The sequence below is a fragment of the Streptomyces herbicida genome, assembly GCF_032656585.1.
GTDB lineage: Bacteria > Actinomycetota > Actinomycetes > Streptomycetales > Streptomycetaceae > Streptomyces > Streptomyces herbicida.
In genome coordinates, this window is the sequence record NZ_JAUYWJ010000004.1 from 68,105 (window position 1) to 90,358 (window position 22,254).

Here is a 22,254-nt window from a genome sequence, read left to right on the forward strand (position 1 = left end):
GAGCGAACTCGGCCATACCGCTCAGGGGGGTCCTCATGCCGTACTCACGCTCTGCCCTGCGCAGATTCCTCGCCGTCGCCTCCGCCTGCCTCCTCGGCGGCGGCTCTGCACTGGCGGTCGCTCCCGTCGCCGCAGCCGAACCGGCCACTCCGGTCGGCTATCCGGCGGGCGCGACCGCCACCCGCTACTCGGGACTCGCCTTCGACGCCTGCACGGCCCCGCCGCTCACCACCGTGCAGGCCTGGAACGCCTCGCCCTACCGCGCCCTCGGCGTCTACGTCTCCGGCGTCAACCGGACCTGCGCCCAGCCGCAGTTGACCGCGGCCTGGGTGGCCTCGGTGACCGGGCTGAAATGGCGCCTGCTGCCCATTCACAAGGGCCTGCAACCGCCGTGCGGGGCACGGCCGTCCGACGCCAAGATCAGCACCAGCCCCGCCACGGCCCGCTCACAGGGCACCGCGGCCGCCACGGAGGCGATCGCCGCGGCCAAGGCCCTCGGCATGCTGCCCGGCAGCGCCCTCTACAACGACATCGAGCACTACACCCAGACCGACGGCACCTGCCGCACGGCCGTCCTGACCTACGTCTCCGCTTGGACCAGGGAACTCCACCGGCTCGGCTACGTCTCCGGCGTCTACATGAACCTCAACCTGGGCGCCCGCCAACTCGCCGACATCTACACGTCCACGGCCTCCGCCCGCCCGGACGCCCTGTGGATCGCGCGCTACGACAGCGTCGACTCCCTCAAGGGCTGGGCCGGCATCGCCGACGCCAAGTGGGCCGTCCACCAGCGCGCCAAGCAGTTCCGCGGCGGCCACGACGAGACCTACGGCTCAGTCACCCTCAACATCGACACCGACCGGCTCGACGCTCCCGTCGCCACGGTGGCGTACCCGTACAAGGTGACCAGCACGACCCCGCTCAACGCACGCACCGGGCCCGCGACCAGCTACCCGGTCACCGCGACCTACGCCCCCGGCTCGACCCTGAAGGTCGTCTGCCAGACGCCCGGCACCAAGGTCGGCACCACGTCCGTGTGGGACAGGCTCACCAACGGCGGCTATGTCTCGGACCGTTACGTCAGCACCCCCTCGGGCACCGGCTACAGCGCGCCGTTGCCCCGCTGCGCCTACCCGTACCAGGTGACCGCCCCGGCCGGGGTGACCGAGCGGAGCGGCCCCGGTGGGGGGTACGCCGCCGTCGGCAACTCGCCGGGCGGAGCCCTGGCGTGGGTCACCTGCCAGCGGTCCGGCTCGACGGTCGGCACCACCAAGATCTGGGACCGGCTCGACAACGGCCACTATGTGTCGGACCACTATGTGGCCACGCCGAGCGGCACTTCGTACAGCAAGCCCGTTCCTCGCTGTTGAGCCGCGCGACGGGCCGGTGAGTCAGGGGGCTGCGTCTGCCTGCGAGTCGTCCAGCCACAGGCGCAGCTCCTGCTTCAGGGACCGCTGGAACGTGGTCAGCAGCCCCTGCACCACCAGCGGGTGCATATGGGCGGACAGCGACCGCACGTGCCGCGCGTCGCGCTCCGACACCTCGCCGCGCAGCAGTTGCGACAGCTCGTGGGCGGCCGCGCGCGAGTGTTCCAGGAGGACCTTCCGGGCGGCGAGGATCGCCTCCTGGGACAGCGGTACGTCCAGCAACTCGACGCCGAGCCGCAGCAGTCCGAGGTCGACGCGGTACGCGTCACCGGCCCGCTCGAGGACGTCCATCGCCACGAGCCGGTCCAGGTCCCCCTCGTCCAGGGACCGCCCCGCCCGCCGCTCGAGCTCCTCGCGCGACAGCGTCTCAGCCGCGTCCGGGGCCCACGAGGAGACCACGGCCCGGTGCACGGCGAGATCGTGCGCGGTCAGGTCCGGCGGCAGCTGCCGCAGATACCGCTCGATCGCGGCCAGCGTCATGCCCTGGTGCTGCAACTCCTCGATCAGCGCCAGGCGCGCCAGATGCTCCCGGCCGTAGTGCCCCACCCGGCGTGGACCGATCACCGGCGGCGGCAGCAGGCCCTTGGTGCCGTAGAAGCGGACCGTGCGAACCGTGACGCCCGCCCTGGCGGCCAGCTCGTCGATGGTGAGGGTCGGCTCCTCGGTCTCGGTCGTCATGTTCAGCAGTATCGCTGTCTCACCAGTGCTGTGAAACCTGTTGCCCGGGGTGTGACCGCAGTGTGAGCCGCGGGTGACCGCGATGTGAGAAGAGCCGCTCTGTGACGTGGAACACCGCATACATGGTGATCTTTCTGGAAAGCTGCTCCCTTGGTCTGTACCGCGACACAAGGGTGGTGCGGGCCGAGACAGTACGGACACCCGGGCCCACGACGCCCGGGCGCACCAGAGAGTGGAACCACCCGTGAGCAAGGACGCCGTGGAATCGGCACAGGTCGCCGCCCCTACCCGGGCGACCGGGACGCCCGCGGACGCGGGCGACGCCGGCTACAGCAAGGACCTCAAGGCCCGCCACGTCAACATGATCGCCATCGGCGGCGCCATCGGCACCGGACTCTTCCTCGGCGCCGGCGGCCGCCTGCACAACGCGGGCCCGGCGCTCGCCCTGGCCTATCTGGTCTGCGGCGTGTTCGCCTTCTTCGTCGTACGGGCCCTCGGTGAGCTGGTTCTGTACCGGCCCTCGTCCGGTTCGTTCGTGTCGTACGCGCGCGAGTTCCTCGGCGAGAAGGGCGCCTATGTCGCCGGCTGGATGTACTTCCTGAACTGGTCGACCACCGGCATCGCCGACATCACCGCGATCGCGCTGTACACGCACTACTGGAGCATGTTCACCAGCATCCCGCAGTGGGTGCTCGCCCTGGCCGCCCTCGCCGTGGTCCTGGCCGTGAACCTGATCTCGGTGAAGATCTTCGGCGAGATGGAGTTCTGGTTCGCGATCATCAAGGTCGCCACCCTCGTCGGCTTCATGCTGATCGGCATCTTCCTGCTCGCCACCCAGCACAAGGTCGGCGGCCAGACCCCGGGCCTGAGCGCCGTCACCGACCACGGCGGTGTCTTCCCGCACGGACTCATGCCGGTCGTCCTGGTCATGCAGGGCGTGATCTTCGCCTACGCCGCCCTGGAACTGGTCGGCGTCGCGGCCGGCGAGACCGCCGAGCCGGAGAAGGTCGTCCCGCGCGCGGTGAACTCGATCATGTGGCGCGTCGGCCTCTTCTACGTCGGTTCGGTCGTGCTGCTCGCCCTGCTGTTGCCGGGCTCGGTGTACTCGGCCGACCAGAGCCCCTTCGTGACGGTGCTCTCGAAGATCGGCGTCTCGGGCGCCGGTGACGTGATGAACCTGGTCGTCCTGACCGCCGCCATGTCCTCGCTGAACTCCGGCCTGTACTCCACCGGCCGCATCCTGCGCTCCATGGCGATCGCGGGCTCGGCCCCGAAGTTCACCGCGCGCATGAACCGCAGCCAGGTTCCGTACGGCGGCATCCTGCTGACCTGCGCGGTGTGCGTGCTCGGCGTCGGCCTCAACTACCTCATGCCGAGCCAGGCCTTCGAGATCGTGCTGAACGTCGCCTCCCTCGGCATCATCAGCACCTGGGTGATCATCATGATCTGCCACCTGGTCTTCGTCCGGCGGGCCCGGGCGGGCCTGGTCACCCGGCCGCACTTCCGCCTCAAGGGCAGCCCCGGCACGGAGATCGCCACGATCGCCTTCCTGCTGGTCTGCCTCGGCATGATGTGGAACGACCCCGAGGTCGGCCGCAAGACCCTGATGCTCATCCCGGTGATCGCCGCGCTGCTGGTCGGCGGCTGGTACGGGGTGCGCCGCCGGGTGTCGAAGACCGCGGACCAGGAGCTGTCCGAGCTCACGAAGTAGCAGGTCACGTCCACTGTCAGTGGCATCGCCTACGGTGGCGTCATGTCGGAGATCACGTATGTCCGACATGACGCCACCGTGCCGTTGGGCAAGGGCGTCAAAGTGATCGCCCACGTCTGCAACGACATCGGGGGATGGGGAAAGGGCTTCGTCCTGGCGCTGTCGCGCCGCTGGCCGGAGCCCGAGGCGGAGTACCGCGCATGGCACCGCCACCGCGCGTCCAACGACTTCGGCCTCGGCGCGATACGGCTCGTGCGGGCCGAGCGGTATGTGTGGGTGGCCAACATGATCGGCCAGCGGGGCACCCTCCCCCACGCTCGGCTTCGCTCGCGCGGGGGGACCCCCATGGGCAGCAAGGGCGTCCCCGTGCGCTACGAGGCGATCGACACGGCCCTCGCCCGGCTCGCCGACGAAGTGATCGAACTCGGCGCGTCCGTGCACATGCCCCGCATAGGCTGCGGTCTGGCAGGCGGGACGTGGTCCCGGATCGAGCCGCTGATCACCGAGCGGCTGGTACGGCGCGGGATCGCGGTGACGGTGTACGACCACGGGGAGGGCGGGGGATGAGCGGTGAGATCGATGTCCTGGTGCTGGGCGGTGCGGGCGTGGACACGATCGTGTACGTCCCCGAGCTACCGCTCCCCTACGCCGACAGCTACATGATCGACTCCGGGATCCGCACCCGCGCCGGGCAGACCGGCGACTTCGTCGCGGTGGGCCTGAGCGCGCTGGGCGTTCGTACGCACCACCTCGACCTGCTCGGTGACGACCCAGAGGGCGAGCTCGTCCGCGCGCTGCACCGGGAGCGCGGGATCCCGCTCACCGCGATCCCGCAGCCGGCCGGCACCAAGCGTGCGGTGAACCTGGTCGGCCCGGACGGCCGCCGTCTCTCCCTCTACGACACCAGCCGTGCCCACGCCGACGACCGCCTCCCGGAGCGGACGGTCCGGGACCTCGCCGCGTCGAGCCGCCACGTCCACGTGGCCATCACCCACCCCTGCGCCCACGCCCTGCCCGCACTGCGCGAGTCCGGCGTCTCCGTCTCGACCGACCTGCACGACTGGGACGGCGAGAACCCCTACCACGAGCCCTTCGCGTACACGGCGGACATCGTCTTCCTCTCGGCGGCGGCCCTGACCGACCCCGACCGGACGATGCGCCGCATCGCCGACCGCGGCACAGCCGAGCTGGTCGTCGCCACCGCCGGGGCCGACGGCGCGTACCTGCTGGCCGACGGCGAGCTGAGCCACATACCGACGGTGACACCGCACGCGCCGGTGGTGGACTCCAACGGCGCGGGCGACGCCTTCGCAGCCGGCTTCCTCTTCGCCCGCCTCAACGGGGAGCCGCCCCGACGGTGCGCCCTGTACGGGACGGTGGCCGGGGCGTACGCCTGCACGGTGCCGTCGACGGAGACGGCCGCGATGGGCCGGGACGAACTGCTGGGCCGGGTGGCCGAGCTGGAGTCGGCCGGCGTGTGAGTCACGGGGCCGTGCCCGTCCGGACGGTTCGGGGTGGGTCCTGGCCGTCCGGACGGTCGGCATCGCTGCCGCGGCCGGTGACGTTCTCGGTCGGGGCCGGGGTGAGTCGCCTGAGCACCGGCCCGGACGCCGCGTCAGCCGGCCCCCCCGCCAGGCCCCGGCCCCGTGCCTCCTTTGTCTCAGCCTCCGTGGGCCTCGTTCGTCGCCTCGATCTTCTTCCAGGACTTCGGCTGGACGGGGGCCGCCGCGGCCCTGGCTGCCACCGCGGAGCGGGCCGCGGCGGCTGTCGGCTTCGTCGGCTGGAACAGCCAGGTGTCGAAGAGGGCGGACAGCGGCTTGCCGGAGACCTTCTCGGCGTATGTCCGGAAGTCGGCCACGGACGCGTTGCCGTATGCGTGCTCCTTCGGCCAGCCCTTCAGGATGGCGAAGAACGCGTCGTCACCGACGTCGTTGCGCAGGGCCTGAACGGCCAGCGCGCCCCGGTCGTAGACGGCGATGTCGAACTGGTCGTCCGGTCCCGGGTCACCGGGCTCGACGTTCCAGAAGGTGTCGTCGGCAGGGTGTGAGGCGTACACATAGTCGGCGAGCTCCTGCGTGGTGCCCTCGCCCTCGTGCTCCGACCACAGCCACTGCGCGTACCGCGCGAAGCCCTCGTTGATCCAGATGTCCTTCCAGCCCTTCAGCGACACGTCGTCGCCGTACCACTGGTGTGCCAGCTCGTGCACGACCACTGAGGTGTTGGAGCCGTTCGCGAACTGGCGTGGGCTGTAGTACACGCGGGTCTGGGTCTCCAGCGCGAACCCGGTGGTGGTGTTGGGGACATATCCGCCGGCCGAGTTGAACGGGTAGGGCCCGAAGTAGCCGGTGAGCCAGTCGACGATCTCCCCGGTCCGCTCCACGCTCGCCCGCGCCGCCCCGTCGTTGTCCCCGAGGTCCTTGCTGTAGGCGTTGACGATGGGGACCCCACCCTCGGAGGTGCCGGTCGTGATGTCGAACTTCCCGACCGCCAGCGTGGCCAGATAGGTCGCCTGCGGCTTGTTCTCACGCCAGTTGTAGCGGGTCCAGCCCAGCCGGGAGCTGCTCGACTGGAGCGTGCCGTTGGAGATGGCCTGGGTGCCGTCCGGCACGGCCACCGACACGTCGTAGGTCGCCTTGTCCAGCGGGTGGTCGTTGCTGGGGAACCACCACCAGGCCGCCTCCGGCTCGTCGGCCGCGATCGCGCCGTCGGGCGTGCGGTGCCAGGTGTTGAAGCCGTACGCGCTCTTCGTCGAGGGGACCCCGCGGTAGCGGACCACCACGGTGATCGGCGTGCCCTTCACCAGCGGGGTCTTCGGGGTGATCACCAGCTCGTGCTGACCGGACGTGGCGAAGCCGGCCTTGGCGCCGTTGACCCGTACCTCGCTCACGTCCAGCAGGAAGTCCAGATCGAAGCTGGACAGATCCTGCGTGGTCCTCGCCTCGAGCGTCGCCGTACCCTCCAGCTCGTCCGTGGCCGGCTGGTACTTCAGCCGGAGGTCGTAGTGGGAGACGTCGTAACCGCCGTTGCCGTAGTACGGGTAATAGGGATCGCCGATGCCCGGTGCGCCGGGTGCGGAGCTTGCGGCCGATGCCGGGATCGCCAGCAGGAGGGAGGCCGCCGCGAGCGCGCCCGGCGCGAAGATTCTGCGGTGCACGAGAACTCCAAGTCGTAGGGGCACGAAGTCTGTTCGGAGCCTATTCAGTCCCTGTGGCCCCTGACCTGTCCACAGCCCCTCGTGTCACACGATCGCCATCCGGCCGACATGAGCCACCCGGATCCGACGTTCACTCAGCTGCCCTCTTCTGCACGGGAGTTGACCGGGGTACCGTCCGCGCATGCCGAAACGCACGCGCTTCACGATCTGGAGATCGCTCGCGACACTGGCCGTCGCGGCCCTGATGGCCGCCTTCCTCGCTCCCGTGGCCGCCCAGGCCGCGCCACGCGAGAGCCGGCCCGTCTACTCGTACGCCCACGCCATCCGTGAGGCCGTGTGGGTGGACACCGGTCTCGACGGAGACGGTGACGGAAGGACGGACCGCGTCGCCGCCGACATCGTCCGGCCGAGCGAACCCGCCCGGCAGGGCCGCAAGGTGCCGGTCATCATGGACGCCAGCCCGTACTACTCCTGCTGCGGGCGCGGCAACGAGAGCCAGAAGAAGACGTACGACGCGAGCGGCCACGTCGTCCGGATGCCGCTCTTCTACGACAACTACTTCGTGCCCCGCGGCTACGCCTTCGTCGGCGTCGACCTGGCCGGTACCAACCGCTCCGACGGCTGTATCGACATCGGCGGCCGCTCCGACATCGGGTCCGCGAAGGCCGTGATCGACTGGCTGAACGGCCGGGCCAAGGGCTACACCAGCCGCACCGGCGGCACCACGGTCAAGGCCACCTGGACCAACGGGAAGACCGGCATGATCGGCAAGAGCTGGGACGGCACCATCGCCAACGGCGTCGCCGCCACCGGCGTCAAGGGCCTGAAGACCATCGTCCCGATCAGTGCCATCTCCTCCTGGTACGACTACTACTTCGCCAAGGGCGCACCGCTGTACGACTCCGGCCCCGACTGGCTGTCCGACGCCGTCGAGAGCGCCGACGCCCACGCCCATTGCGCCGCCGTACAGAAGAAGCTCGTCGACGGGGCCCCGCGCACCGGTGACTGGACCGGCCTGTGGACCGAGCGCGACTACGTCAGGCACGCGTCCAAGGTGAAGGCCAGCGTGTTCCTGGTGCACGGCATGCAGGACCTCAACGTCCGCACCAAGCACTTCGGCCAGTGGTGGGACGCCCTCGCCAGGCACGGTGTCGCGCGGAAGATCTGGCTCTCCCAGACCGGCCATGTCGACCCCTTCGACTACCGGCGCGGGGCATGGGTCGACACCCTGCACCGCTGGTTCGACCACGAGCTCCTCGGCTACGCCAACGGCATCGACCGCGAGCCGATGGCCGACATCGAACGCCACCCGGGCCAGTGGGTCACCTCCCAGGTCTGGCCGCCGCGCGACACGCAGGGCACCACGCTGCGTCCGGCCACCGGCAGCCAGGCGGGCGTCGGCACGCTCGGCCTGCGTCGGGGACAGGGAACCGAGACCTTCACCGACAACCCCGCCCTGAGCGAGACCGACTGGGCCGCGCGGATCGGCACGTCCACCCCCGAGAAGGCCGGATTCCTCACCGAGCCGCTCACCCGGGACCTGCGGCTGTCCGGCTCGTCCAAGGTCACCGTGACCGCCACGCCGACCACCTCGACAGCCCATCTCTCCGGGGTCCTCGTCGACCTCGGCCCCGACACCATCCGGGACTACGCGGACGACGCCGAGGGCATCACCACCCTCACCGACCGCACCTGCTGGGGCGAGAGCACGGCCGGGGACAGCGCCTGCTTCAAGGCGACGAAGGCGAAGACGAAGGCCGTCGACTACACGGTGTTCAGCCGCGGCTGGGCCGACCTCGGCAACTACGCCGACTCCGGCAAGGGTGTCCCGCTCACCCCGGGCAAGGCGTACACCATCACGCTGGACCTGGCGGCCACCGACCATGTCGTCCCCAAGGGCCACCGTCTGGCGCTGATCGTCGCGGGCACGGACAAGGACCTCATCGACCCGCCGTCGACCACCCCGACCCTCACCCTCGACCTGTCCGGCACGGCGGCCAGGCTGCCGCTGGTGGGCGGACCGGCGGCGTTCACCCGGGCGACCTCGGGCACCACGTCCACCGCTCCCGCACCCACCACCCTGGAAGGCGTCCGGTCACCCCGTACCATCCAGCGCCTCCCCGGCAGCTGACCGGCTCAGGCGGCCGCGCCCACCAGCGCGGCCGCCTCCCGGGCGCAGCCCCAGGCCACGGTGACGCCGGCGCCGCCGTGGCCGTAGTTGTGGACCAACGCCCGCCCGTCCGGAAGCGGCAGGCGCTCCAGCCGTACCGCGGTGCGTGCCGGGCGCAGCCCCACGCGATGGGCCAGCACCCTCGCCCCGGCGATCTCCGGCCGGATCGCCGCACACCGGGCGATGATCCCCGCGGCCACGGCCGGATCCGGCTCCGGGGACCACGCGTCGTCCTCCGCCGTACCGCCCAGGATCAGCCCGCCCGGCTGGGGAAAGAAGTAGGTGGAGGTGTCCGAGGAGTGATCGACTGAGGTGAACCAGGTGGTGACGCCCGGGTTCTCCACCACGACCAGCTGACCGCGCACCGGCCGCACCGCGGGATCCGGTACGAGCTCACGGGCCCCCAGACCGGTGCAATTGACCACGACCGGGGCGGGCACCCGGGCCAGATCGGTCACCACCCGCTCCTCGACCGCGCCGCCCGCCTTCAGCAACCGTGTCCGCAGCCACGCCAGATGGACCGGCATGTCGATCAACGGCAGCCGTGCCACCAGACCTTCGCCGTCGTCCGCGGTACGCAGCTGCGGAACCCGCGCCGCCCAGGGGCCCAGCTCGTCCAGACGCATCCCGCGGTGTACACCCTCGACCACGCGTACGCCGGTCTCCTCCGGCCGCGTTGCCAGTGCCTCGTACACGGCAAGGGACTCGAGGGCCCAGCCGCCGACGAGCGGCTCCGGTTCGATGCGGTAGGGCCACCACAGCGCACCGGCGACCGCCGAGGTCGTGCGCTCGGCCGGGTCCCGATTCCACACCCGCACCGGGATGCCGTTCTCGGCCAGCACCACGGCCGTGGTCAGCCCGACGACGCCGCCGCCGACCACGATCACGTCGTCACTCCGCTCATGCTCCACGCGGGGACGTTAGCGGAATATGTCATGCCGCGCTCACATGCATCCCACTCTGGGGATACTCACATCATGTCTGCCGCATACGTGTCCTTCGGCCTGGCGCCGGCGATGCGCGCCGGCGGCGTGCTCGCCGACGGCGGCTACCAGGTCCACCGGGACTTCGTGGACTTCATCGTCGACGGACGTCCGCTGCTGTTCGAGCTGTCCGACCTGGACGCCGTCTCCCCGCTCGCCTCCGACGTCCCGCCCGCGATCTTCACCGCGCAGGTCCGCAGCCTGCTCCTGGAGAGCGAGGCGCCCCTGCCCGACGGCCGCTACGTCGTCTACGGCTGCCCCGAGTGCGAGGACCTGGCCTGTGGTGCGGTCACCGCCGTCATCGAGCGCGACGGTGACGACTACATCTGGCGGGACTTCGCCTGGCAGACCGAGGACCGTGCCGACCTGGAGCTCAACGGCTATCACGGCATAGGACCCTTCCGCTTCCACGGCGACGAGTACCGCGCGGCCCTGGGCGCCCTCCTCGACGGCGCCGACGTGCCGGCCCAGCCCCGCCGCCGGGTCCTGCTGATCGGCGCCCGTGTCGCCCTCCTCGCCAAGCTCGCCGCCGCCCTGCGCACCATCGGCATCGGCGCCGACATCACCCACGACGCCACGGGCGTTCCCGCGGAGGAGCTGCGCGCGTACGGCGCCGTCGCCTTCGGCCGGGCGATCGGGGAGGTACAACGGGCCGCCGTACGCCGGGCGTTCGAGCGCGCTCGAGTCGACGTGGCCTATGTCGACGGGCTCGCCCCGATCGTCCCCCTGCTCGTCGCGCAGATCGAGCACGCCCTGGACCGCCGCCCCGTGGCACAGCGCCGACTGACCCGCCTGGTGGCGGCGGACGGCGAGGCGGGCATCGAGGTCACCTCGCCCTGCCGTGTCCGTGTCACGGCGTACCGCCTCGACCGCCTCTACCGCACCCACACCCGGGAGGTCTTCGACGGCGTCCTGGAGGCCGGCCGGCACCGCATCGCCCTGGACGCCAAGGCGGTCAGGGGGGAGTCCTTCGTCGTGGCCCGGACCTCGGGGAGCGTGCTGGTGGAAGCGATGGCGCACTGACCGGCACGGGGCACGGCCATTAGGATCGGCGATCTGATGACTGCCACCCTCGTCGCCAAGAACCTCGCCGCCGGCCACGGCGACCGCTCGCTCTTCTCCGGACTCGACCTCGTCGTCGCGCCCGGGGACGTGATCGGGCTGGTCGGCGCCAACGGCGCCGGCAAGTCCACCCTCCTGAGGCTGCTCGCCGGGCTGCTCACGCCCGAGGACGGCGAACTGCGCCTGTCCCCGCCCACCGCGACCGTCGGCCATCTGCCCCAGGAGCCCGAACGACGGGCCGGCGAGACCGTGCGGGAGTTCCTCGCCCGCCGTACCGGCGTCGCCGAGGCCCAGCGGGTGATGGACGAGGCGACACAGGCCCTGGTCGACGGGGTGCCCGGTGCCGAGGACGCCTACGCCACGAGCCTGGAGCGTTGGCTGGATCTCGGCGGCGCCGACCTGGAGGAGCGCGCGGAGGAGGTCACCGACTCGCTGGGGCTGGCCGTGGACCTGGACCAGCCGATGACGTCCCTGTCCGGCGGCCAGGCCGCCCGCGCGGGCCTCGCCTCCCTGCTGCTCTCCCGCTACGACGTCTTCCTGCTCGACGAGCCCACCAACGACCTCGACCTGGACGGCCTGGAGCGCCTCGAACGCTTCGTGACCGGCCTGCGCGCCGGGACCGTCGTCGTCAGCCACGACCGCGAGTTCCTCGCCCGCACGGTCACCAAGGTCCTCGAACTCGACCTCGCCCAGCGTCAGATCAACCTCTACGGCGGCGGCTACGAGGCCTACCTGGAGGAGCGCGAGGTGGCCCGCCGGCACGCCCGCGAGGACTACGAGGAGTACGCCGACAAGAAGTCCGCCCTGCAGGACCGCGCGCAGATGCAGCGCTCCTGGATGGACAAGGGCGTGAAGAACGCCCGGCGCAAGGCGGGCAACGACAACGACAAGATCGGCCGCAAGTTCCGCAGCGAGGCCAGCGAGAAGCAGGCCGCGAAGGCCCGCCAGACCCAGCGGATGATCGAACGCCTCGAGGTGGTCGAGGAGCCGCGCAAGGAGTGGGAGCTGCGCATGGAGATCGCGACCGCGCCGCGCTCCGGCGCGGTCGTCGCGACCCTGCGGGACGCCGAGGTACGGCGCGGCGACTTCACCTTCGGCCCGGTGTCGCTGCAGATCGACTGGGCGGACCGGGTCGCGGTCACCGGTGCCAACGGCGCGGGCAAGTCGACGCTGCTGGGCGCGCTGCTCGGCCGCGTCCCACTGGACGCCGGGCACGCCGTCCTCGGCTCGGGCGTCCTGGTCGGCGAGGTCGACCAGGCCCGCAAGGTGTTCCACGGCCCGGAGGCGCTGCTGGAGGCCTTCTGCGCGGCCGTCCCCGACACCGAGCCGGTCGAGGTCCGCACCCTGCTCGCCAAGTTCGGCCTGAAGTCGGACCATGTGCTGCGCCCTGCGGCCACTCTCTCCCCGGGCGAGCGCACCCGCGCCGCCCTGGCGCTGCTCCAGGGCCGGGGCGTCAACCTGCTCGTCCTCGACGAGCCGACCAACCACCTCGACCTGCCCGCCATCGAGCAGTTGGAGTCGGCCCTGGACTCCTACGAGGGCACGCTTCTTCTGGTCACCCACGACCGGCGGATGCTGGACGCGGTCCGGGTGACCCGTCGGCTGGAGGTCGCGGCGGGCAAGGTCACGGAACGCTGACCCGGCCTCGTGCCGCACCGGGGATCGGGTCCGCGCGCCGCGTAGGCTCACGGCTGATCCACAGACGGTCGGTCGGGGAGTGGGCATGAGTGGTGCGGCGAGTGGTCCGGGTCGACCGGGCGGTCCGGGCGGTCCGGCTCTGCGGCTGCTGCGCGAGCAGGACGTGCTCGCGCGGATACGGGGCACCGAGGACAAGATCGCGGACGCGATCACCGCCTTCGCCGGGACCATGCTGTTCGTCTATCTGCACGCCCTGTGGTTCACGGTCTGGATCGTGTTCAACGAGGGCGCGTTCGGCCAGGAGGCGGTCTGGGATCCCTTCCCCTTCGGACTGCTCACCATGATCGTCAGCCTGGAGGCGATCTTCCTGTCCACCTTCGTGATGGTGAGCCAGAACCGCCAGGCCGCTCGCGAGAACGTACGGGCGGACCTGGACTTCGAGACGAACGTGCGCTCGGAGGTGTGGTCGATCCACATGGGCCGCGCCCTGGGCGTCGACCCCGAGGTGGTCGAGCGCAGGGTGCAGGAACTCCTCGCGGAGAACCACGCCCGGATGAGCGGCTCCGCCAAGCCCGCGGAGTGAGGCAGGACCGTCACCGCACGTCCCCGGAGCCGCCCGCGGTGGGACGATGAAACGGGTGTCCGGGCCGGCCGGACGACGTCCCGGGAAGTGAGCGCATGGGCCGTCCTCGCGTCCCTGCCGGGGGCCGCAGGTGACCGGGCACCGCGACATGATCCTGTCCTCCGACATCGTGGGGAAAGCGGACGACCGGGCGGTGCCGGCGATCGACGCGCCCCCGCCGCGCGATGTGCGCCGGGCGGCCGATCTGTCGCGGCTGCTGGTGTCCCTGGCCGTGCTCGGGCTGACGGTGCTGGTGGCGGTCGGCACCCGGGAGTTCGCCCGCAGGGCGCAGCGGGGCCTGCTGTCCGCGGCGGCCGCGCTGTCGCCCGGCCTGCGCGACGGCCTGGTCGGCACGGTGCAGGTCGTCGCCCTGGTGGCGCCGGTCGCGGGCCTGACGGTGCTCGTCGTACGCAGGCGGGTCGACGCGCTGCTCAGGGTCCTGCCCGCGGCCGCGCTGGGCGCGGCGACCGCCTGGGTGCTCACCCGTCTGGCGCTGGCCCGTGGCCGGCCGGATCTGTGGCCCGAGGTGCTGGTCGGCCGGAGCGGAGTGGTCCGGGCGGGCTGGCCGCCCTCGGTGTACCTGGCGGCGTGGGCCGCGGCCGTGGTCGCCGCGGGGCCCTGGCTCGCGCGGCCCTGGCGGCGGGCACTGTGGTCCCTGACCGCCGCATGCGCGGTGGTGGGCGCCGTGGCCGCCGCCCTTGTGCCGCTGGAGGCCCTCGCTGCCCTGGCCGCGGGCGGCGCGGCCGGCTCCGCGGTCCTGCTCATGGCGGGCGGCCCGCCGGACCGTCCGCCGGCCCGGGCGGTCGCCGACGCGCTGGCCGACTGCGGTATCCCCCTCGCCACCCTGCGCGAGCTGCCCGCGCAGGAGCAGCTTCCCGGCGAGGGGATCCGCTACCGCGCCGAGACCACCGCCGGCGCGCGGCTGACCGTACGGGCCGTCGCCGCCGAGGACCAGGGCCGCGACCTGTTCCACCGGCTCGCCCGGCGCACGCTGCTGCGCCACCCGGACGACCCCGGCACGCAGACGCCGCTCACCGCCGTGGAGCACGAACTGCTCATGCTGGTCTTCGCCGCCCGCACCGGCGCCCGGGTCGACGAACCCGTGATCGCCTACCCGGTGGACGGAGGGGGCGCGCTCCTGGTGACCGTCGGGCAGGACGCCCGCCCGCTGTCCGAGCTTGCGGCCGAGGACCTGACCGACCAGCTGCTCGGCGAGGTGTGGCAGTCCGTGGCCGGCCTGCACGAGCACCGCCTCGCGCACCGCGCGCTGCGCACCCAGCACGTCCTCGTCGAACCGGACGGCACGCCCCGGCTCACCGCGTTCGCCCGGGCCCGGCTCAACGCGCCGCCCGAGGCGCTCGGCAGCGACATCGCCGAACTGCTGGCCACGACCGCCGTGCGCGTCGGCCCGCGCCGTGCCACCGCCTGTGCGCTGGCCGGGCTCGGCCCCGACGTGCTGGCGAGCGCGCTGCCGTATCTGCAACCTCTGGCGTTGATCGGCCCGGCGCGGCGCGAGGTAGCGCGGTACGACCAGGAGCGCGCCCGGGCCGCCGGGGAGGGGGCCCGGCGCCGGGCGCGGCGCCCCGGTGGCCGGCCCAGCCTGATGCGCGACCTCGCCACCGAGGTCCGTACGGCGTGCGAGGCGCCGTCCGTCGCACCGGCCCACATGGCACGGTTCACCTGGAAGAGCGTGCTGGGCCTGCTCGGCGCGTTCCTGGTGCTGCACCTGGTGCTCCCGCAGTTCGCCAATGCCCCGGCCGCACTCCGCGCGCTGGGCGACGCGAACTGGTGGTGGCTGCTCGCCGTCGTGCCCGTCACCTTCGTCTCGCAGGCGTTCTCGACCTGTCTGCAACTGGGCACGATCCCCGACCGGCTGCCGTTCGGCCCCACCTACCAGGTGCAGTTCGCCAGTTCGTTCCTGAACCGGATCACCCCGAACAACGTCGGCGGCATGGCGCTGAACCTGCGCTATCTGCAGAAGACGGGCATCGAGACCGGTGCGGCCACGGCCTCCGTCGGGCTGCAGAGCGTGGCCGGTGCGATCGCCAACGTCCTTGTCGCCGCGATGTTCTTCGCCTGGTCCGGCGGGCACCACGCCGGAGCGCATCTGGACGTGCCCGTCGGCCGCTACGCACTGCCCGCCATCGCGCTCTCGCTCGCGGCCGGAGGGCTGATCGGCCTCACCCCGCCCGGCCGGCGCTTCCTGCACGAGAAGGTGTGGCCGTTCCTGAGCTCGGCCGGATCGACCGTCAAGGGCATCGCCACCGACCCTCTGAAGATCGCCCTCGGCACCGTGGGCGCGCTCGGCCTGCCCCTCGTCCAGGTCGTGGGTCTCGCCCTGAGCGTCCATGCCCTCGGCGGCGACATCCCTTTCATCCAGGTCGGCGCCGCCTACATGGCGGCCCGGCTGCTCGCCAACGCGGCTCCGGTCCCCGGCGGTCTGGGCGCGCTCGAGGCGGGACTCATCGCCGGTCTGACCGCGCTCGGCGTGCCGGCCGGGCCGGCCACCTCGGCCGTCCTTGTCTACCGGCTGCTCACGTTCTGGCTCAACGTCCCGCTGGGCGCGCTGGCCCTCGGCTTCGTCCAGCGGCGCGGGTACGTGTGACGCCGGCCCGCGCGCCGGTCACATCCGGCTGACGCCGGCTCACATCCAGGCGTCGGGACCGGGGTCGCCGCCTTCCGCGACGACCGCGAGCCGGTCGGTGTAGTGCGTCCAGCCCTCCTCGTGCGCGGCGCAGGCCTCGGGCGAGGGCAGACCCCGGTGGACGAGCCGCAGGAGCGTGCCCTCGGGCACCGGTTCCAGGGTGATCTCGACCGTCGTGGAGCCGGGCGGCACCGGCATTCCGACCTCGGACTCGGCCCAGCCCCAGGTGAACACCAGCCGCTTGGGCGGGTCGATCTCGACGAAGCGGCCCTCCGCGACGTTCCCACCGTTGACCCTCGTCCGGTAGGCGCCGCCCGGCTCGAAGCTGAACTCGCCGTCGGCGCCCATCCAGGACAGCCACTTCTCCCGGTCGGTGAAGAAGGAGAACACCGTCTCGGGGCGCGCCGCGATGCGCCGCTCCACGGTGGCCGTGTTGATGCTCACGAGTCCGTCCCTCCGGATCGCTCGGCCCGCTCCGCCGCCTCCGCGAGCTCGGCGAGTGTGTCCAGCTTGGCGGACCACATGGACTGCAGATACGCCGCCAGCGGGCCCAGCGCCTCCCGGTCGGCCCGGTAGAAGCGCTTCTTGCCTTCCTGGCGCAGCGTAACCAGGCCGGAGTCCCGCAGCACCTTGAGGTGCTGGGAGACCGCCCCGAAGGTGATGTCGAACCGCTCGGCGATCTCGCCCGCGGACAGCTCCGCGTCCCAGACCAGCCGCAGGATCTCGCGCCGCCGGGGCTCGGCGACCACCCGTACCGCATCCATGGAAGTCATTTTAGCCGCCACTTGAATTTGCCATCCACTCCAAGTCATTTTAGTGTGGACTAAAGCGAAGGCTCGGGGGACTCACGAAGGAGCACCACGACATGCCCGACATCGCCATGCGGCTGGCCATCGAGGCCGACGCGGACACCGTGTACGAGGCGATCTCCACGACCGACGGGATCCGCGGCTGGTTCACCACGACGGCCACCGCCGCCGAAGGCGTCGGCAGCCTGCACGAGCTGGAGTTTCCCGGCGTGCCCGAGCCCTGGCGGCTGCGCGTGACCGAGGCGGAGCCCGGCAAGCGGCTCGTCCTGGCGGGGCGAAACGGCCCCTGGACCGGCACCGAGCAGACCTACGAGATCCTGGCGCGCCCGGAGGGCGGCGTGACGCTGCGCTTCACCCACAGCGGCTTCCCCGCGGTCGACGACGCCTACCGCGACTTCACCTATGGCTGGGCGACCAAGTTCGTGCAGCTCAAGAGCTACGCCGAGACAGGCGAGCCCGCGCCCTTCTTCACCGGCTGACACCCACCACACCCCACGGAACTCCCAGGGAGAGCACCATGAACGCCCAGCACAGCACGCTCGGCCCCGCCATCCGCGAGTGCGCCGACGCCGTCGCCGCGACGGCCGCCGGCATCCGCGACGAACAGCTCCAGGACCCCACCCCCTGTGAGAAGTTCACGGTGGCCGAACTCCTCGACCACCTCGGTACGACCCTCCAGGCCTCCGCGCGGGCCGCCCGCAAGGAGGCGCAGCCCGGCGTCGTCGCCGCCCCGGCCGTGTCGCCGCGGGACCTGGCCGACACCGTGGGCCTGGCCGCGGCCGCCTGGTCCGAGCCCGCCGCTTACGAGGGCACCACTGAGTTCGGCCCGGGGGAGATGCCCGCCGTCTTCGCCGCCTCGATCACCCTGCAAGAACTCGCCCTGCACGGCTGGGACCTGGCACGCGCCACCGGCCTGCCGTTCGCCGTGAGTGAGGAGACGGCACGGATCGCACTCGGTGTGGTCGAGCAGATCGGCGGCCAGGTTCGCGAGAACGGGGACTACGGTCCGCCCGTCGCCGTACCGGCCGACGCCTCCGCGTTCCAGCGGGCGCTCGGCGCGAGCGGCAGGAATCCTGGGTGGCAGGGCTGACCGGCCGGCGGGCCACGTCCCGCGCGAGCACCCGGGAGACGGGCATGACGATCGACGAGACGGCGGAGCGGGTGATCGGGCTGCCGCCCGAGAAGGTGGCCGCCTACGCGATGGACTGGCGCCACGACCCCGAGTGGACGCAGGGCATTCGCACCGCCGAGCTCACCAGGGAGGCGGACACGGGCGGCTTCGGCATCGGCGCCGAGGTCACCCGCACCGCGTACTTCCTGGGCCGTCGCATCGACTATGTGCTGCGGGTCGCCGCGTACGACCCGCCGGGGCTGCTGGACATGGTGTCCGTCGCGGGCCCGATGCCCATGCATGTCACGTACACCTTCGACCCGCACCCCGCGGGCACCCTGGCCCGCATCCGGGTGCGGGGCGACGCGGGCGCCCTGTACCGCCTGGCCGCTCCCGTCATGGCCAGAAAGGTCCGGTCGTCCATCGGCAAGGATCTGCGGGACCTGGAACACAGGCTGGCAAAGCCGCCCCCGGCGTGAGGATCAAGCGGTGATCCCGAACGGGGTGACCTCGACGTGTTCGTCGCAGGGGGAGATCGCCGCAGCGGGAATCACGGCAGTGTCGTGATCGCATGATCACTGTCCACGGGTTTTCCTCGACGGCAGTGCCACGGCCCTTCATGGCACGGCACGACATCGTCCCGGGCCCGGCGGCCTCTCGCCCACCCGCGCGTGCGGGCGGGCGAGAGGCGCGTTCCGGCGCCTCAGCCGCGACGGCCGCTCTTCGGGTCGAGCAGGCCAGCGCGCCGCAGTGCGTCCGCCATCGCGCTGTTGGCGGGCGGCGGGGGAGCCTGGCGCCCGCCCCGGTCTCCGCCGCGGCCCTGGCCCGCGCGCTGCTGACCCTGCCGCTGCTGTCCTTGGCGCTGCTGTCCCTGGCGCTGCTGGGGCGGCCGCCCGCCACCGCCGCGCTGCTGCCGCTCCTGCGGCGCCGCCTCGTCGTCCAGCCGCAGCGTCAGCGAGATCCGCTTGCGCGGGATGTCCACGTCGAGGACCTTCACCTTGACGATGTCGCCGGGCTTCACCACGTCACGCGGGTCCTTGACGAACGTCTTCGACATCGCGGAGACATGTACCAGGCCGTCCTGGTGGACGCCGACGTCCACGAACGCCCCGAAGGCGGCCACATTCGTGACGACGCCCTCCAGCACCATCCCGGAGGACAGGTCGGAGATCTTCTCCACGCCCTCCTTGAAGGTCGCCGTCTTGAACGCGGGACGCGGGTCGCGGCCCGGCTTCTCCAGCTCCTTCAGGATGTCGGTGACGGTCGGCAGACCGAAGGTGTCGTCCACGAACTCCGACGGCTTCAGCGAGCGCAGCACGCCCGTGTTGCCGATGAGGGAGGCCACCTCCTGGCCGGAGGTCTTCACCATGCGCCGGACCACCGGATACGCCTCAGGGTGCACGCTGGACGCGTCCAGCGGGTCGTCGCCGCCCCGGATCCGCAGGAAGCCCGCGCACTGCTCGTACGCCTTCGGGCCCAGCCGCGCCACGTTCTTCAGCTGCGACCGCGAGGTGAACGGGCCGTTGGAGTCCCGGTGGGACACGATGTTCTCGGCGAGTCCGGAGGTGATGCCGGAGACCCGGGCGAGGAGCGGCGCGGAGGCGGTGTTCACGTCCACGCCCACGCCGTTCACACAGTCCTCCACCACCGCGTCCAGCGAGCGCGACAGCTTCACCTCGGACAGGTCGTGCTGGTACTGGCCGACACCGATCGACTTCGGGTCGATCTTGACCAGCTCGGCCAGCGGGTCCTGCAGTCGACGCGCGATGGAGACCGCGCCGCGCAGCGACACGTCCATGTCCGGCAGCTCCTGCGAGGCGAACGCCGACGCCGAGTACACGGAGGCGCCCGCCTCCGACACCATCACCTTGGTGAGCTTCAACTCCGGGTGTTTGGAGATCAGTTCACCGGCGAGCTTGTCGGTCTCGCGGGACGCCGTGCCGTTGCCGATCGCGACCAGCTCGACCACGTGCTCCTTCGCCAGCCGGGCCAGTTTCGCCAGGGCCTCGTCCCACTTGTTGGCCGGGACGTGCGGGTGGATGACATCGGTGGCGACGACCTTGCCGGTCGCGTCGACCACGGCCACCTTCACGCCCGTACGGAAGCCCGGGTCCAGGCCCAGCGTCGCGCGCGTGCCCGCCGGGGCGGCGAGCAGCAGGTCGCGCAGGTTCGCGGCGAAGACGTCGACCGCCTCGTCCTCGGCGGCCGTGCGCAGCCGAAGCCGCAGGTCGAGGCCGAGGTGGACGAGGATGCGGGTGCGCCAGGCCCAGCGGACCGTGTCCGTCAGCCACTTGTCGGCCGGGCGGCCGCGCTCGGCGATCCCGAACTTCCCGGCGACGATCCCCTCGTACGAGGAAGGACCGTCCGTCGGCTCCTCCGGTTCCAGGACGAGATCCAGGACCTCCTCCTTCTCGCCGCGCAGCATGGCGAGGATCCGGTGCGAGGGCAGCTCGGTGAACGGCTCGGCGAAGTCGAAGTAGTCGGCGAACTTGGCACCCGCCTCCTCCTTGCCGTCCCGCACCTTCGCGGCCAGGCGCCCACGCACCCACATGCGCTCGCGCAGCTCGCCGATCAGGTCGGCGTCCTCGGAGAACCGCTCGGTGAGGATCGCCCGCGCGCCGTCCAGGGCGGCCTGCGGGTCGGCGACGCCCTTGTCGGCGTCCACGAAGGCGGCGGCCGCGGCGAGCGGCTCGACCGTCGGGTCCCCGAGCAGGCCCTCGGCCAGCGGCTCCAGGCCCGCCTCGCGCGCGATCTGCGCCTTCGTCCGGCGCTTCGGCTTGTACGGCAGGTAGATGTCCTCCAGGCGCGCCTTGGTCTCGGCACCCCGGATCTGCGCCTCCAGCTCCTCGGTGAGCTTGCCCTGCTCGCCCACCGACTCCAGGATCGCGGTCCGCCGCTCCTCCAGTTCCCGCAGATAGCGCAGCCGCTCCTCGATGGTGCGCAGCTGCGCGTCGTCGAGCATCTCGGTCGCTTCCTTGCGGTAGCGGGCGATGAAGGGCACCGTCGAACCGCCGTCGAGCAGCTCCACGGCAGCCTTGACCTGCCGCTCCCGTACGCCGAGCTCTTCGGCGATCCTGCCTTCGATGGACCCTGCTGCGAGGGACCCGGGTGTCGTCACGATGCCGTACCGCCTTCTCCACTGAGGTTGCGCGGCAATTGTGGCAGGTGGCACCGACAACCAGGGATCAGGGCGCCCCCACGTGGCGGGTTGTTCGTGGCAGAAATGGTGGGGTACCCGTCATTGCGGCCGTCCGCCGGCCCGCCAAGAATCGAACCCATGGCGCAACGAACCGTTCTCGTCGTTCTCTTCGACGGCGTCCAGAGCCTCGACGTCACCGGCCCGCTGGAGGTCTTCGCGGGCGCCGAGCACCACACGCCGGGCAGCTACCGCATCCGCACGGCCTCCCTGGACGGCGCCCCCGTACGCACCTCCAGCGCGCTCACCCTCGTACCGGACCAGTCGCTGGCGGACGCGTCCGAGCCGCACACGCTGCTCGTCCCCGGAGGGCAGGGCACCCGCCACCCCGATCCGCGGCTGACCGACTGGCTGCGCCGGTACGGGCCGCGTGCCGAGCGGCTGGTCTCCGTGTGCACCGGGGCGATCCTGCTCGCCGCGGCCGGTCTGCTGGACGGGCGCCGCGCCACGACCCACTGGGCGTACTGCGACAAGCTCGCCCGGGACCACCCCGCCGTCGAGGTCGACCCCGACCCCATCTACGTACGCGACGGACACGTCGCCACGTCGGCCGGTGTCACCTCCGGGATAGACCTGGCCCTCGCCCTGGTCGAGGAGGACCTGGGCCGGGACACCGCGCTCGCCATCGCCCGCCATCTGGTGGTCTTCCTGCGCAGGCCCGGGAACCAGGCGCAGTTCAGCGCCCAGCTCGCCGCGCAGACCGCACGGCGCGAGCCGCTGCGCGAGGTCCAGCAGTGGATCAGCGAGCACCCGGACGGCGATCTGAGCGTCGAGTCGCTCGCCGCCCGTGCCCGGCTCTCGCCGCGCCACTTCGCCCGCTCCTTCCAGACGGAGACCGGCGTCACGCCCGGCCGCTACGTCGACCGGGTGCGCCTGGAGCACGCCCGCCGACTCCTGGAGGACACCGCCGACGGCGTGGAGGAGATCTCCCGCGCCAGCGGCTACGGCACACCGGAGGCCATGCGGCGCGCGTTCGTCAAGGCACTCGGGACCGCACCGGCCGAGTACCGCCGCCGCTTCCGTCCCGCGTCCAGCCATTGAAACCGAAG

Annotated in this window: 19 protein-coding genes; 13 read left to right on the plus strand and 6 right to left on the minus strand. The window is 71.8% G+C overall.

What is annotated here, in order from left to right:
• Positions 1–35: 35 nt before the first annotated feature.
• The gene (locus tag Q8A52_RS09995; protein WP_316750224.1) at positions 36–1,370 is read left to right on the plus strand and encodes a glycoside hydrolase domain-containing protein; all 1,335 of its coding nucleotides are present in this window, start codon (positions 36–38) and stop codon (positions 1,368–1,370) included.
• 21 nt (positions 1,371–1,391) lie between these two features.
• Here the strand turns inward: Q8A52_RS09995 and Q8A52_RS10000 are convergent, their stop codons facing one another.
• Positions 1,392–2,105, minus strand: coding sequence for a MerR family transcriptional regulator (locus Q8A52_RS10000; RefSeq protein ID WP_316750226.1), 714 nt, complete (start codon positions 2,103–2,105; stop codon positions 1,392–1,394).
• Positions 2,106–2,349: 244 nt separating this feature from the next.
• Here Q8A52_RS10000 and Q8A52_RS10005 point away from each other — a divergent pair, with 244 nt between their 5' ends.
• Genes Q8A52_RS10005 through Q8A52_RS10015 form a run of 3 tightly spaced genes read left to right on the plus strand, consistent with a single transcriptional unit; the run spans position 2,350 to position 5,297 of the window.
• The gene (locus Q8A52_RS10005) at positions 2,350–3,816 is read left to right on the plus strand and encodes an amino acid permease (protein WP_316750228.1); all 1,467 of its coding nucleotides are present in this window, start codon (positions 2,350–2,352) and stop codon (positions 3,814–3,816) included.
• Positions 3,817–3,858: 42 nt separating this feature from the next.
• Complete coding sequence (locus tag Q8A52_RS10010) at positions 3,859–4,383, plus strand: macro domain-containing protein (RefSeq protein ID WP_316750230.1); 525 nt, start codon at positions 3,859–3,861, stop codon at positions 4,381–4,383.
• Positions 4,380–5,297: an adenosine kinase gene (locus tag Q8A52_RS10015; RefSeq protein WP_316750232.1), complete on the plus strand. Its 918-nt coding sequence runs from the start codon at positions 4,380–4,382 to the stop codon at positions 5,295–5,297. Before Q8A52_RS10010 ends, Q8A52_RS10015 begins: the two co-directional genes overlap by 4 nt.
• 179 nt (positions 5,298–5,476) lie before the next feature.
• On the opposite strand, the gene Q8A52_RS10020 is transcribed toward Q8A52_RS10015, so the two are convergent.
• Positions 5,477–6,970 (minus strand): M1 family metallopeptidase, encoded by a 1,494-nt coding sequence (locus Q8A52_RS10020; protein ID WP_316750233.1) that lies wholly within the window; start codon positions 6,968–6,970, stop codon positions 5,477–5,479.
• Positions 6,971–7,151: 181 nt separating this feature from the next.
• On the opposite strand from Q8A52_RS10020, the gene Q8A52_RS10025 reads away from it, so the two are divergent.
• On the plus strand, positions 7,152–9,101 hold the full coding sequence (locus tag Q8A52_RS10025) for a Xaa-Pro dipeptidyl-peptidase (RefSeq protein ID WP_316750235.1): 1,950 nt from the start codon (positions 7,152–7,154) through the stop codon (positions 9,099–9,101).
• Positions 9,102–9,106: 5 nt separating this feature from the next.
• On the opposite strand, the gene Q8A52_RS10030 is transcribed toward Q8A52_RS10025, so the two are convergent.
• Positions 9,107–10,027: an NAD(P)/FAD-dependent oxidoreductase gene (locus Q8A52_RS10030; protein ID WP_408649189.1), complete on the minus strand. Its 921-nt coding sequence runs from the start codon at positions 10,025–10,027 to the stop codon at positions 9,107–9,109.
• A 90-nt stretch (positions 10,028–10,117) separates the two neighbouring features.
• Between Q8A52_RS10030 and Q8A52_RS10035 the strand changes: the two genes are divergently transcribed.
• The 4 genes from Q8A52_RS10035 (at position 10,118) to Q8A52_RS10050 (ending at position 16,050) form a co-directional block, all read left to right on the plus strand.
• On the plus strand, positions 10,118–11,146 hold the full coding sequence (locus Q8A52_RS10035; RefSeq protein ID WP_316750239.1) for an oxidoreductase: 1,029 nt from the start codon (positions 10,118–10,120) through the stop codon (positions 11,144–11,146).
• Positions 11,147–11,182: 36 nt separating this feature from the next.
• Positions 11,183–12,823: an ABC-F family ATP-binding cassette domain-containing protein gene (locus Q8A52_RS10040; RefSeq protein WP_316750241.1), complete on the plus strand. Its 1,641-nt coding sequence runs from the start codon at positions 11,183–11,185 to the stop codon at positions 12,821–12,823.
• Positions 12,824–12,908: 85 nt separating this feature from the next.
• A complete protein-coding gene (locus Q8A52_RS10045; RefSeq protein WP_316750243.1) occupies positions 12,909–13,406 on the plus strand; it encodes a DUF1003 domain-containing protein in 498 nt (165 codons plus the stop codon).
• A gap of 130 nt (positions 13,407–13,536) precedes the next feature.
• A complete protein-coding gene (locus Q8A52_RS10050; RefSeq protein WP_316750245.1) occupies positions 13,537–16,050 on the plus strand; it encodes a lysylphosphatidylglycerol synthase transmembrane domain-containing protein in 2,514 nt (837 codons plus the stop codon).
• A 39-nt stretch (positions 16,051–16,089) separates the two neighbouring features.
• Here Q8A52_RS10050 and Q8A52_RS10055 read toward each other — a convergent pair whose 3' ends face one another.
• Both Q8A52_RS10055 and Q8A52_RS10060 read right to left on the minus strand, forming a co-directional pair.
• Positions 16,090–16,533 carry an SRPBCC family protein gene (locus tag Q8A52_RS10055; RefSeq protein ID WP_316750247.1) on the minus strand — a complete coding sequence of 148 codons (444 nt, stop codon included), beginning with the start codon at positions 16,531–16,533 and terminating at the stop codon, positions 16,090–16,092.
• Positions 16,530–16,853, minus strand: coding sequence for an ArsR/SmtB family transcription factor (locus tag Q8A52_RS10060; RefSeq protein WP_316750249.1), 324 nt, complete (start codon positions 16,851–16,853; stop codon positions 16,530–16,532). Before Q8A52_RS10060 ends, Q8A52_RS10055 begins: the two co-directional genes overlap by 4 nt.
• A 101-nt stretch (positions 16,854–16,954) precedes the next feature.
• Between Q8A52_RS10060 and Q8A52_RS10065 the strand changes: the two genes are divergently transcribed.
• The 3 genes from Q8A52_RS10065 to Q8A52_RS10075 are packed head-to-tail and all read left to right on the plus strand — an operon-like array spanning position 16,955 to position 18,488.
• Positions 16,955–17,377 carry an SRPBCC family protein gene (locus Q8A52_RS10065; RefSeq protein WP_316750250.1) on the plus strand — a complete coding sequence of 141 codons (423 nt, stop codon included), beginning with the start codon at positions 16,955–16,957 and terminating at the stop codon, positions 17,375–17,377.
• A gap of 38 nt (positions 17,378–17,415) precedes the next feature.
• Positions 17,416–17,988, plus strand: a complete 573-nt coding sequence (locus Q8A52_RS10070) for a TIGR03086 family metal-binding protein (RefSeq protein WP_316750252.1) — start codon at positions 17,416–17,418, stop codon at positions 17,986–17,988.
• Positions 17,989–18,032: 44 nt separating this feature from the next.
• Positions 18,033–18,488 carry an SRPBCC family protein gene (locus Q8A52_RS10075; RefSeq protein WP_316750999.1) on the plus strand — a complete coding sequence of 152 codons (456 nt, stop codon included), beginning with the start codon at positions 18,033–18,035 and terminating at the stop codon, positions 18,486–18,488.
• 224 nt (positions 18,489–18,712) lie between these two features.
• Here the strand turns inward: Q8A52_RS10075 and Q8A52_RS10080 are convergent, their stop codons facing one another.
• The gene (locus Q8A52_RS10080) at positions 18,713–21,127 is read right to left on the minus strand and encodes a Tex family protein (protein WP_316750254.1); all 2,415 of its coding nucleotides are present in this window, start codon (positions 21,125–21,127) and stop codon (positions 18,713–18,715) included.
• Positions 21,128–21,286: 159 nt separating this feature from the next.
• Here Q8A52_RS10080 and Q8A52_RS10085 point away from each other — a divergent pair, with 159 nt between their 5' ends.
• Positions 21,287–22,246: a GlxA family transcriptional regulator gene (locus Q8A52_RS10085; protein ID WP_316750256.1), complete on the plus strand. Its 960-nt coding sequence runs from the start codon at positions 21,287–21,289 to the stop codon at positions 22,244–22,246.
• The last annotated feature ends 8 nt before the right edge of the window (positions 22,247–22,254 follow it).